Genomic DNA, 12,067 nt, shown 5'->3' with positions numbered 1-12,067 from the left:
TGACGTAAGCAGATGAATTGACCGCCCCATGGAGCACCGAACACGCCGAACGATGACGACCGATCCGCGCTCCATACACCGAAGCTCCACATTGTTGTGTCCCCAGCCAAGATCGAGAGCATGCAAACCACTCAGCGAAATGTCTGCTACACGAAAATCGTCGTCACGAAGCGCCAACCCAGTGTGACCTGACACTGACCGGCTATTGCCTGCAATTCGACCAATATCCTTGGCGGAATGGCCACATGCGCCACCCCCAACAGAGACCGTGTGTTCGGAGGCTAACAGCGGACTTGCTGCAAATCTGACGCCACAGCTGCCACTGCCCGACTGCTGGTCAGAGTATCGACAGCACTCGCGGGTCAGGGCGTCGACCATGGACTTGGATGCCTCCACCCCCCTTTCTACGAATGTAGGCGGGCGAGTTGGACCAACGAAAAGCCAACTTCCGCAAAAGTGCTGAGCCAGATGCGCAACAAACAGCTTTTCCGCGGATCTCTCAAGAATTGGACAATTTGAAGAGACTCGGCCGAAATCCCTAGGCCACCAAAGCCTCATCAAACGGGCATCTCGTGAGATTTTCAACTCCGCTCTCGGTCACGAGCACCTGCTCTTCCAGTTTTACGCCTTCCCGCCCACCGACGGCACCGATATAAGCCTCGACGCACAGGGTCATTCCGGGCTCGAGAACATAGTCGAATGCTCCCGGGATGAAGTCTTCAGGATAGAGAATCGCGGGATATTCGTCGCAAAGACCAATGCCATGCATCATGACGCCATATCGCTGCTTGACGAAATCCGCGGGAAGCTTGTGGCTGCGCTGAGTGAGTTCGGTGAAAGAGACGCCCGGCTTTAGCATAGCCATGTTTGCAGCTACGTGCTCGTAGGCTATGTCGTGCAGCCTTCGCTGTGCTTCGGTGGGTCGGCCGTCACCGCAGTGCCAAGTGCGGGAGAAGTCGGCACACATGCCGTACGGGCCCACCATATCGGTGTCGAAGGCGACGAGGTCTCCTGAGACAATGCGACGGGGGCCGGCCTCCTGCATCCAGGGGTTCGTGCGCGGGCCGGAAGTTAAAATGCGCGTTTCGATCCACTCGCCACCACGTGCGATGTTTTCGGCATGAAGAACCGACCAAAGTTCCGTTTCGGCTATGCCGGGCTGCAAACGTTCTCGCATTTTGGCAACGGCAATCTCGCAGGTCGCGAGAGAGCAGCGCATGGCGTTGATCTCGTCGATTCCCTTAATGGCCCTGGCGTGCTCCATGAGCTGCATGCCGTTGCAAACCTCGATGCCAACTGCATCTAGCGCACGAAGGCCGGGGATTTCGATCTTGTCGACGGCAAGACGACGGTTTTTGCCACCAGAGCGGCGCAACAGTTCGTCAATTTGTCCGGCAAAGTCCTTGGCGACTGCTTCTTCTTGGTCGCCGGCAACGAAATAGTAAAAGCCGGCCCCGCCATCCCGGGTTTCGTTGATGAGCGGCAGATAGGTTGACAGGTGGCTGCAACGATGGAAATCCCAGAGAACGACATAGCCGTCGGCCGATACGAACACAGCTCGTGACGGATTGTGCATGATCCATATGTGCATGTTCGAGGAATCTGAAGCGTATCGTATGTTCAGCGGGTCGAAGCAGAGCACGCCCGCATAGTCTCTTTGGCGGAGTTGCAGAACAATCCGATCAAGACGGGTCTTGCGCATACGATCTAGGTTGGGCGTGGTCAGGCCCAAGGCTGCCCACTCCGCAAAGGCGACGTCCGTCGGCCCAATTTCAACCCGATCGTTGTCATCCATGCTCCCATCCGGCTTAAGTGCTTTTGCCACTCGCGTGGGATCAATTTTGTGGTTCACAATCGAAAACGAGGACATGTTAAGGCCGCCCTAGTGGCTCACTCTTACGTGGATCTAAGACCGGATTTCTTGGATGCTAAAGGCGGAAAAAATATTGCTCGATATAAAGTCAATTCATCTGCATTCGTGCTCTGGGGTGCCTGCGACCACAACTGGAACCAGGTAGCCTTCCAGCGCGCCGCAATGGGCAATCTGTCGATCCCAGAGCTTTGCCGGGAGCCCTGTCGTGCTAGTGGTTTACGCCTGACATAAGAGTTCGGCTGAGGATTCCCTTTTGTGAGTGCGCATGCGAGTCTGGTACATGCGCACAGGAATATACCTCACCGTTTCTTCGATTGATCGTCAGCCTCTCTCTGATCAGCGCGCCCATCGCAGTGCGCTGCAGAAGCACGTTTGGCGCGCAGAGATCATTCTGTTGAGCAGCGACGGCGTGGGCACCCTCGAGATCATGCGGCAATCTGGTAAGTTCAAGACTTGCGTGTGGCGCGCCAGTGCAAGCTCTGCAACGATCCGCAGTTCGTCGACAAACTGCGCAACGTCGTCGGCCATGCCACTAGTTGATCCACCGGCTCACGCTATCCTGTTGTCGGTCGACGAGAAGAGCCCAGATCCAGGCGCTCGACCGCACCCAGCCCGGCCTGCCCATGAAGGGTAGGCTCGGCACCACGACCACGACTACAAGTGCAACGGCACGACCACCCTGTTTGCCGCCCTTACCGTGCTCGATGGCACCGTTATCGGCAGGAACATGCAGCGCCATCGTCACCAGGAATTCATCCGCCTCACTCAACGCTGTCGATGCCGAGGTGGCGGCCAGCAGGGCCATCCACGTCGTTCTTGACAACTACGCCGCTCACAAGCACCCCAAGGCGCGTGCCTGCTCGGCCGCCATCAGCGCCTCACCTTCCGCTTCCACCTTAAGCGTCACGAGCACCGCACGGCTGTCCTTGGTTGACAGAGGCAGGGTCAGATGCGGGCCGCTTTGACTCGCTGCGGCATGGTACGAGCGGATGGCGACGACCGCCTTTGCAACGGCGGCGACGCCCGCGCCGTCGAGACGGGAGTTCACCCCCTTTGTGTCCCGGATTAGGACGGCGTCATCTGGGTCTACGGCGCCAATGATGACGACGGGATCTTCACCGATGAAGGCTTCGAGGAGGTCAAACTCCTCCTCGAAGAACATCATCGCGTCTCCCCATCGAAAGCTTGACCCCAGCACTCCGGTGCTCAGGTTCTCTGGCCACCAGATACGCACGTCTGCGGTCTTCACCGGATGCGTACCACGCAGGCTCAAGTTGGCGTTTGGAATTGGCAACGCTTCCGGAGCGAAACGTTATGACGAACTGAACGTCAAGGGACTCTCCATCGCTGACCTAATGAGCGTGGAAAGCTCTACGAGGAGATGCTGGACCTCATGGAAGAATCCGGGGAATTTCCGATTCCTGACCCACGGGGCCACTCCCGTCGTGTATCGCACAACGAAGGTGCAGGCGGCAATGCGCCCAGATGGAACCCCACTATATCTCGATTGCAAGCCAGTTTCGGGCTGAGCGACATCTGTGGCTTTCGTCCCAACAAGAAGCGTTCCAGGACCGCTATTCTAAGCCAGAACGATTCGGCGCTCGCGAAATACGTGTAGAGGAGCGCCGCCACTTCATAGGCGCTTACTACATAGCGGACACGGACACCGGTTGCCCGAGGTTATCGGTCCCTGGATGCCAGATTCAATCATTGAATTTGATGCGCAGCATGATGTTGATGCCCCATTCGTTATTAGCGCGCCGGCGGGAACAGTGGGCGCCTCCGCCTTACCCCCATAAGCCGTACCCTCATAGGGCGCGCGAACCGGGCACTGCTTGTGCGGCACAGCTGAACCATGGACGCCTGCCGAGGGTGCCCACCAACCGCAGTTCCCCAGTTGCGAAGCCCTCGAGGCCACCCCGTTTTTATGTTACGCCGTCGCAATCGCCGGGTTCGGCTGTTCGGCCGGAACACCCCAATTGCTCGCCATGGAATGCCAATGCATTACGCCAGACCCGCGGTCTGTTGCGCTGATGAAAGGCTTCGCGCCTGACAAATTGCCTAAGCCCAGCCAAGATTTTAAACAAATCGGCCCCCAGTTTCCGCGAGGGATGAACGTTCAGCAGGTCAACGATTTGGAGCTTAACGGGAAATGGCATCTAAAGCTGTGCTCCGGGTCCTGCAGGCTCACTGAGGATGGGGGAGCGACGCGGCCACAGATGCGATCTTGAGCGTAACGACACCGGGTGTGGAACTCGCAGCCGGATGGCCGGTACATCACGCTTGGCACTTCGCCCTTGAGCTCAATCCTGTTGAGCACTGCGTCTGGGTCCGGTTCGGGATTGGCCGCAAGCAGCGCTTCGGTATAGGGATGGCTTGGCTGATGGAAAATACTCTGCGTCGTGCCGACTTCAATGAAGCGGCCGAGATACATGATTGCCATGCGGTCAGTTATGTGGCGCACTACATTGAGGTTGTGCGTGATTATCAGGATCGCGATGCCTAGTTCGTCCTGCAGGCGAGTGAGAAGATTTAGCACCTCGCCTTGCACCGAGACATCCAAGCCCGCGGTCGGCTCATCGGCGATGATCAAGTCCGGATTGAGCGCTAGGGCGCGCGCCACGCTGACGCGCCTGGCTTGACCACCGGAGAGTTGATGAGGATAGCGGCCAACAAAATCGGCCGGCAAGCCCACCATCCGCAGGAGGCGCGTCGCTTCAGCTCCTAAATCGCGATCCTTCAGCCCATGGATGCGGAAAGGCTCGGTCAAGATCGATCGCACCGTCAGCCTGGGCGAAAGTGAACCGATCGGATCCTGAAACGTCATCGCCATGCGTCGCAAGTAGGGCTTGCGTTCTACCGCACTGAGGTCCGTGAGTTCCTGCCCATCGAAGCTGATGCTGCCGCTCACCGCCCGCTGCAGGCCAATCATCGTGCGAGCGACGGTGGATTTTCCGGAGCCGCTCTCGCCGACAAGGGCCAGCGTCTCACCCTTGTGAATTTCAAAAGAAACACTGCATACCGCGTCGATGAAAGGCGCATTTGTCCCGGTCGCGAGCGCTTTAAGCGGCCCCATCGTGCGGAAGCGGACGCAGAGGTCCCGAACACTGACAAGGGCACTCATGCCGAAACTAGTCGATTTTCTTCGAGCAGATGGCATCGTGCCGTCTGCCCTGGGCTGATCGGGCGATCGACTGGCTGTTCCTCGAGACAGCGATCATATGCCTGCGGGCATCGCGCGCTGAAGATGCACCCCTTCTTCAAGCCCAGGAGGCTGGGCACCTCGCCGGAAATGGTCGGCAATGTGCGTGTGGTTCGTTTAAGCCGCCCCGGGTCGCACTCAAGCAGGGCGCGGGTGTAGGGATGAGCGGGATTGCGGAATATGCTGCGCACATCGCCTTGTTCGACCACTTCGCCGGCATACATGACGACGACCCGGTCGCACAACTCAGCCACAGCTCCAAGATGATGGGATACGAAGAGGACGGAGCAACCGATCTCCCTTTGGAGATTTTTGAGCAGATGGATGATCTGGACTTCAAGTGTCGCATCGAGCGCAGTCGTCGGCTCGTCGGCGATGAGGAGCACGGGTTTTACAAGCAGCGCCATGGCTATACATATCCGCTGACGCATGCCGCCGGAAAAGTGGTGCGGATAGGCCCCGATCCGGTTTTGCGGATCCGGAATTCCGACCCGGTGTAGCATGTCGATGGCACGAGCACGCTTTTCACTCCGGCTTTTTTGCTGGTGGTGCTGGATGTCGATCATCTGGTTCTCAACGGTGCGCACAGGATTAAGCGCAGTCATTGGATCTTGAAAAACCATGGAAAGTCGATCGCCAAGCAGGCTACGCTGCGACTGAGCCGGCATCTTCAGCAGGTCTCGCCCTTCAAACAGGATCTCGCCACCTGTGACATCGGCATTTTCCGAAAGCAGACCCATCACCGTATACGCAAGCGTCGACTTTCCAGATCCGCTTTCGCCGACAACGCCGACCACCTCTGCGGCTGCGACATTAAGCGACACGTTTCGCAGTGCATGAATGCGCCCCTCTGGTGTCCCGAAATCAAGATGGAGGTGACGTATCTCCAGGAGGGGTGTGGTCGATTGCGATGACCGATCGTGTGGTATCATAGATCTTTCCGCAGCTTTGGATCGAACATGTCGCGTAGCGCCTCACCCAGGAATGTGAAGCCCAGCGTTGCGAGGACGATTGGAATACCACCGCCAACCACAAGCCACGGCGTCTGCTGGATGTAATTATAGCCGTCGTTGAGGATTGCTCCCCAATCGGGCGTGGGTGGACGTACGCCCAAACCAAGGAAGCTGAGACCGGCCTCCACCGCGATTACCGCGGGCACGTCCATGCTCACGAGGATGAGAAGCGGGCCGATAACATTAGGCAGTACGTGCACTGCCAGGATGCGCATCGTGCCAGCGCCCAGAGTGCGTTCTGCGGCGATGTATTCACTGTTGCGTAGCGCCTCTGTCTGGGTCCTCACGACCCGTGCATAAATGGGCATAGAGGTGATTGCGATAACAAAAATCATGCTGGCCAGGCTGGGTCCAAGTAAGCCGATAATCGCCAACGCGAAGATGATGCCCGGAAAGGAGCGGATCGTATCGAATAAAAGAAGGAGCAAATTGTCCAGCCACCTCGGTCCGAAGCCTGCGATCAGACCAAGCACGAGGCCGGCTGCCAGCGAACTGCCTAGCGAGGCGAAGGCGACAAGCAGCGGGACGCGGCCGCCCATCATGACGCGCGAGAATGTGTCGCGGCCCAGTTGATCGGTGCCCAGAAGAAAAAGTAGTGACGGGTCCGCCAAGCGCGGCCCCACCATGATGCGGGTCGGATCATGTGTAATGATGATCGGGGCGAAGATCGCGCTTGCGAAAACGATCGCGACCAGCGCGGCTCCAAGGACGCCAAGACGGTTCTTGCGCAGTTGCCGCACCGTCTTACGGAAGCTGCCGGGTGCTAGCTCTGGGCCAGTTTCGCCGCGGAGCGCTTCAAGGCTCGCCATGCTAAAGTTTCTCGCGGGTTCGAGGATCAAGAGAGGCAGCGATCAGATCGGACGCCGTCGTCGCCAAGACAGTAACAACAGTGGTGACTAGCACGGCCCCTATTACGACTGCATAGTTGCGCGTGTTGACCGCCTGTACAATCAAGGCACCGATACCTGGTCTTGCGAAAACGACCTCGATAAAGACAGCTGACGAAAGCAACCACGCTATGCCCACGCCGAGGATCGTCACTGTCGGCAGGATCGCAAGCGGCAGCGCGTAATGCAAAACAATGCGCCATTCGGAAATGCCGAAGGAACGGGCCATTCGCACATGGTTTTCACCCAGGATCTCCATCATGGATGCCCGTACCAGCCGGGAGATGTATCCAACCCAGCCGATCCCGACGGCGAAGGCTGGCAGAATGAGATGAACAAGGCCGTCCAAAAAACCCTGTCCGGCTCCGACTGCTGGTAACCAATGGAGCGTGACAGCGAAGATCAGGAGTGCGTAGACAGCCATGACGAACGAAGGAATCGCGATCGTGGCGACTGCCATGATCGCGACGATCTGGTCGATGACAGAATTACGCCTCATGGCCGAATAACAACCGAGCGGCACCGCAATCGCCACCGCCCACAAAATCGAGACGAAGATTAGTTCGATAGTATAAGGAAGTTGCTCGAATATTATGTCCGCAACCGGACGTTGGCTCAACACATCAAAACCAAGATTGCCTTGCAGCAGCCCTTCGAAGAAAATGACGATCTGCACGGCAAGCGGCTTATCCAGCCCCATCTCCCGATGAAGGTGCGCTATCATTTCAGGCGTGGCGCGGGGACCTAGCAGAGCAACGGCTGGGTCGCCAGGCACCGCATGGATCATCATGAACACAAGGGTCACCGCGATCACCGTAATGGCGACCGCGAGGAAAACGCGTTTCAGTAGATAGATCCACACAGTTCACGCTCAAGCTTAAGCCGGCTGGAAATCGATATATAATGGGGTTCCATCTGGGCGCATCGCCGCTTTCATTCGCGTCTTCCGATATAGGATTGGATTGGTCTCATTGGTCAGGAACCGAAATGCGCCAGAATCTTCCATCAAGTCCTGCATGTCCTCGTAAACCTTTGCCCGCTCGTTGGGATCGTTAATGGACAGTCCCTTAGCGTTTAGCTCGTCAAAGCGTTGGCTGCGGAAGCGTTGCCAGTTCCATATACCCACTTGATCTTGCACGAACCAAGTCACGTAGTCGTACGGATCCGGCAGTCCGGAGAAGGTCATAATAAAGAGCTGCACGTCCTTCCAGCTGTCTCCCTCAGACTCCACGCCGAGTGACCAGAATGTCCCGGGATCTCGGGCATTAACCACCAGAGAAATTCCGACTTGGGACAATTGTGCCTGCACCGTCTGAGCTATGGCTGAAGTCTGGCTGTCGTTTGTACAGTCGAGGCTCAATGTCAAACCATTTACCCCAGCCTTCTCGAGAAGCTCTTTGGCTTTTGAGAGATCACCTTCCGGCGGAACCAGAGTCTTTGCGCGATGCCCAACGATACCTGGAGGAATAATACCCGTGGCCGCAATTGACTGACCGTCATACGCGGTATCTAAAACCTGTGGTACATTGATCGCCCATTGGATCGCCCTGCGGACATTTATGTCCTTCAGTTTGGGATGATCCATGTTCATGCCGATCCATGTATAACGGGTCGATGCCCTTTCCGCGATCTCCGTGTTGGCGGGCGGATTGCTCTTGAACGCCGCGAGAGAGTCCAAACCGACTACGGTGAAATCGACGTCGCCCGCCTGATAAGCACGTTCCGCTGCCTTAGCGTCCGGAATAGGCAGGATACGGATTTCGTCGAAGCCCGGCTTGGGGCCTGACCAGTCCGGATTTCTCGTGAGAAGTGCGTACTGGTTGGGCTTCCAGTCAGCCAGCACGTAGGGACCTGAGAATGCTGGCGGCTTCACACCGAAATTACCGCCGTCCTTGGTGGCTTTCCTTACCGCAGCCTCAGAAACGATTTGGCCGACGGCATAAGGCAGCGGAACAAGCCAAACAGCCGCAAATGGCGCGTTGAACACGATAACACCACTGTAGTCGTCCTCCACCTCGACGTGATTTAACGAGCCCCATTGGGGCTTGATGGGTGAATTGAGCTTGATGACGCGCTCGAAAGAGAACTTAACATCCTTGGCCGTCAGCTCGCCGTAATCGCCACTAAATTTTATGCCTTTCTTGAGGCGAAATCGGATATGCGTGGGATCAACCTGCTCGATCTTGTCTGCAGCCTCTAACTCCCAGCCCCATTCGGTGCCGGGCTTATATCGCGTGAGCTTTGAATAGATACAGTTTGTTAGGTCTACTTCCGCCGCCTGCCCGAGGAAAGCGGGATCCAGCGTGACCAGGTCTCCACTGGAACGCACCTCGAGCACCTTGCCTTCGGCCGCCCAGATGACTTGAGACAAGGGCATGCCAGCAGAGATTATGCCACCGCTTAGCGCGGCTCCTGCCCTAAGAAAGGTGCGGCGGCTTACACTTTGCATCATGTCCTCCATGGCTGTTCCCCTTGCCGAGCGACTTGCCGAGGCGTCTTGCCGTGGCCGCGGCGCCCGCGTTCCTTGCTCGGGTGTGTTTCTCTTTGGAATATACTATGGGGCAGCCAAGCCGCAGGCGGAAAAGATACCGTCAGGCATAAATTCTGTTTATGTCATGAGCTCTCGGCCTAGTTGCCGACGCAGCACTCTTTCCTTCAGAAGTTGCGGAGATGGCGTGAACCTCACTGCTGGTTGGAACGCGTCAATACCTACTATCTCGTTGTAAAAAGCGACATTTGAACCCCGGCCGAGCGGGACCAGTACCGGTCAGTTTAAGTCCCGAGCGAACTCCTTGACGTCGTCTCGTTCAAGTAAAAGCTTGTCGCCTTCCTTCGCCACGATATGTGTCTCGATGCGCCATACGTCGCGCAGCGCGCGGACAGTGGCCGAGAGCGCAATATGCACGTTCCAGTTACCGCGGGCGTACGACTTTTCCCAGTTGGAGGTTCCGCGCGCCGAGCTCGGATCGTCGGGATGCATGGTAAGTGTGTCACTGTGCTTAGCCGAAATGACCATTCCGGTGTGCGGATGCACCACGGTCCCCGCGTCGCTCGCCATCCGGAAAGTTGTCTCGCCCGTGGCTTGGTTGGTGATTACCTCGCGACAGAAAGGTTTACCAGGCTTAATAGTCTCTGTTGCCATCGGCCGAGCACTCTCTGGCTTCAGAAACGGTACAAGTTTGGAGTCTACGGCATTCGCTTTGCGCACCGGCAAGATAAGCCTGCTGGCCGCACAATGTATTGATAGACTTGCCCTCTCTGGACTAGGAAAGACAATAGGCCAATGGCTGGTGGCGATGGCGAGCCTTATGCGTTGCCCTTTTTCAAAGCGTTGCCCGCAAGACCGCAGCTTCAGGCGTATTGCTTCAGCCTTACCGGGCGTCATTGGCTTCAAATCGAGGTCGTCGTGGCGATGGGTCAAATTCAGAATGCCATAGCTCACACGGGTGGCCGAGCCGTCCTTAAACACGAGCGAAAGCGTGGCCGATAGGATTGCCACTGCTTTGTCGGAAGAGAGGGTTACCTCAAGCTCGGGGAAGCCGAGAAGGTCTACCTCCTCCAGAAGAGGCTCGGTTTCGAATACCAAGGCGTTTCCGGCTTCCATGCGCTGGTCGATGGGCTGGTCCGGCACTGCGCCATACGCGCACCAAACACCGGATGATAGCCCCGAAGTGGACGGTGAACAGATCGTAAGAACAGCATCACTGCCATCTCCTTCGGCAAGAAGTCCCGGTGAGAGCGACAGCCGTCTTTCGACAATGCTCGCCGTCGGCCAGGAAGGCTCAGCGATCCAACGGCCTGGCCGCTCGTCGTAGATGGCGGCGGGGGGCAAAGGATCCTGAATCCACGCGCGCAACATCGGCTCGTCCTCAACGCCGGTGTGGATGGCTTTAAGATGCTGGTCCCACCAGCGCAAGCATTCCTGGAGAAAGCCGATGCGAGGCCCGGGCATGGCGATGTGAGGATACTTATGAGCCCAAGGGCCGATCAGGCCTTTGCGAGGTCCCGGCAGGTTCTCGAGCATGCGCAAGATGGCGTTGGGATAGGCGTCCGCCCAGCCACCCACCGCGTAGACAGGAATCTCGATGTTGGAATAGTCCTCGCAGATAGAACCATGCTTGTAGAAATCGTCCCGACGCTGGTGCGCGAACCAGTCTTGCAGCCAGATCCCGTTGCCGTTGAGCCGCTCTTCCCAAATCTCACGCCAGCGTTCTCCCACAAGAGCTGGATCGGGCGGGGTCATGGCAATCGCCCAAGCCGCTGCCCCCCACATCAAATTTTCGCACATAAGCGCGCCGCCGAAATAGTGACATTCATCCCGGTATCGATCGTCGGTCGAACACAGCGAGATTATCGCCTTGAGGGCTGGCGGACGGCGGGCAGCAACCTGAAGGCTGTTGAACCCGCCCCAGGAGATGCCAATCATACCGACACTGCCTGAGCACCATAATTGCTTCGCCAACCATTCGATCACGGCAAGACAGTCGTCCTGCTCTTGTTTGAGATATTCGCCCCTGCAGACCCCTTCGCTATCACCCGAACCGCGCATGTCCACGCGCACACCTGCATAGCCATGCCCGGCGAAGTATGGATGGGTGAGTTGGTCGCGCTCCACAGTCCCATCCCTCTTTCGATAGGGCAGGTATTCGAGGATGGCGGGGACCGGGTCCGCCTCGGCGTCCTCCGGCAACCAGAGGCGGGCAGCGAGCTTTACCCCGTCCGGCATCGGGATCCAGACATTCTCGATCTCGCGCACTTTGCGGGGGAAGTCGGTAACAACGCGGATGTCATCCATGGTCCAATCCTCATATGCGTTCGCGCTTGCCGAACTGCCCTTGAGGTTCAGCAAGAAGGCGGCGGGTAACCTGCTGGAACAAAAGCGGTGGCAGGGATACCCGTGTTCGTCGAAGGGGGACCGGCGACCAAGTTGCGAGCGCCGTCCTCGTCCTCACCTCGAATAGACGACGAGGCTGAAGAGTCGCAGACTGAAAAGCTCGCGACTGGCATAAAGCCGATTCATATCAAACGTTGCGCTCGCTAGCCTTAGTCCCGAGTGACAGGTTTCGCGCAGACTTAGGTCAACTTGGCTCTC

Annotated in this window: 7 protein-coding genes and 1 pseudogene; 1 reads left to right on the top strand and 7 read right to left on the bottom strand. The window is 57.5% G+C overall.

Features of this window, described 5'->3' with window-relative positions:
• Nucleotides 1-538: 538 nt before the first annotated feature.
• Nucleotides 539-1,870, bottom strand: a complete 1,332-nt coding sequence (gene dddP / locus EN786_RS31635) for a dimethylsulfonioproprionate lyase DddP (RefSeq protein ID WP_126080638.1) — start codon at nucleotides 1,868-1,870, stop codon at nucleotides 539-541.
• A 283-nt stretch (nucleotides 1,871-2,153) separates the two neighbouring features.
• Here dddP and EN786_RS31630 point away from each other — a divergent pair.
• Nucleotides 2,154-2,765: pseudogene (locus EN786_RS31630) on the top strand (hypothetical protein); the annotation flags it as partial.
• 1,227 nt (nucleotides 2,766-3,992) lie between these two features.
• On the opposite strand, the gene EN786_RS31625 reads toward EN786_RS31630, so the two are convergent.
• The 6 genes from EN786_RS31625 to EN786_RS31600 form a co-directional block, all read right to left on the bottom strand.
• Nucleotides 3,993-4,997 (bottom strand): ABC transporter ATP-binding protein, encoded by a 1,005-nt coding sequence (locus EN786_RS31625; RefSeq protein WP_126080637.1) that lies wholly within the window; start codon nucleotides 4,995-4,997, stop codon nucleotides 3,993-3,995.
• Nucleotides 4,994-6,007, bottom strand: coding sequence for an ABC transporter ATP-binding protein (locus tag EN786_RS31620; RefSeq protein ID WP_126080636.1), 1,014 nt, complete (start codon nucleotides 6,005-6,007; stop codon nucleotides 4,994-4,996). Before EN786_RS31620 ends, EN786_RS31625 begins: the two co-directional genes overlap by 4 nt.
• Complete coding sequence (locus tag EN786_RS31615; RefSeq protein WP_126080635.1) at nucleotides 6,004-6,897, bottom strand: ABC transporter permease; 894 nt, start codon at nucleotides 6,895-6,897, stop codon at nucleotides 6,004-6,006. Before EN786_RS31615 ends, EN786_RS31620 begins: the two co-directional genes overlap by 4 nt.
• A 1-nt stretch (nucleotide 6,898) precedes the next feature.
• Entirely contained in the window at nucleotides 6,899-7,837 is a 939-nt protein-coding gene (locus EN786_RS31610) for an ABC transporter permease (protein ID WP_126080634.1), read from the bottom strand.
• A gap of 15 nt (nucleotides 7,838-7,852) precedes the next feature.
• The gene (locus tag EN786_RS31605; RefSeq protein WP_126080633.1) at nucleotides 7,853-9,436 is read right to left on the bottom strand and encodes an ABC transporter substrate-binding protein; all 1,584 of its coding nucleotides are present in this window, start codon (nucleotides 9,434-9,436) and stop codon (nucleotides 7,853-7,855) included.
• 306 nt (nucleotides 9,437-9,742) lie between these two features.
• Complete coding sequence (locus tag EN786_RS31600; protein ID WP_126080632.1) at nucleotides 9,743-11,770, bottom strand: CocE/NonD family hydrolase; 2,028 nt, start codon at nucleotides 11,768-11,770, stop codon at nucleotides 9,743-9,745.
• Between the last annotated feature and the right edge of the window lie 297 nt (nucleotides 11,771-12,067).

This window comes from Mesorhizobium sp. M4B.F.Ca.ET.143.01.1.1 (assembly GCF_004792275.1).
GTDB classification, from domain to species: Bacteria; Pseudomonadota; Alphaproteobacteria; order Rhizobiales; family Rhizobiaceae; genus Mesorhizobium; species Mesorhizobium abyssinicae.
The sequence above is the reverse complement of the archived record's forward strand: the minus strand, read 5'-3'. Positions and strand labels throughout refer to the sequence as shown.

Coding starts and splice junctions, on each gene's coding strand:
- EN786_RS31615 (WP_126080635.1), bottom strand. CDS start 6,897: ATGGCGAGCCTTGAAGCGCTCCGCGGCGAAACTGGCCCAGAGCTAGCA.
- EN786_RS31605 (WP_126080633.1), bottom strand. CDS start 9,436: ATGGAGGACATGATGCAAAGTGTAAGCCGCCGCACCTTTCTTAGGGCA.
- EN786_RS31620 (WP_126080636.1), bottom strand. CDS start 6,007: ATGATACCACACGATCGGTCATCGCAATCGACCACACCCCTCCTGGAG.
- EN786_RS31625 (WP_126080637.1), bottom strand. CDS start 4,997: ATGAGTGCCCTTGTCAGTGTTCGGGACCTCTGCGTCCGCTTCCGCACG.
- dddP (WP_126080638.1), bottom strand. CDS start 1,870: ATGTCCTCGTTTTCGATTGTGAACCACAAAATTGATCCCACGCGAGTG.
- EN786_RS31600 (WP_126080632.1), bottom strand. CDS start 11,770: ATGGATGACATCCGCGTTGTTACCGACTTCCCCCGCAAAGTGCGCGAG.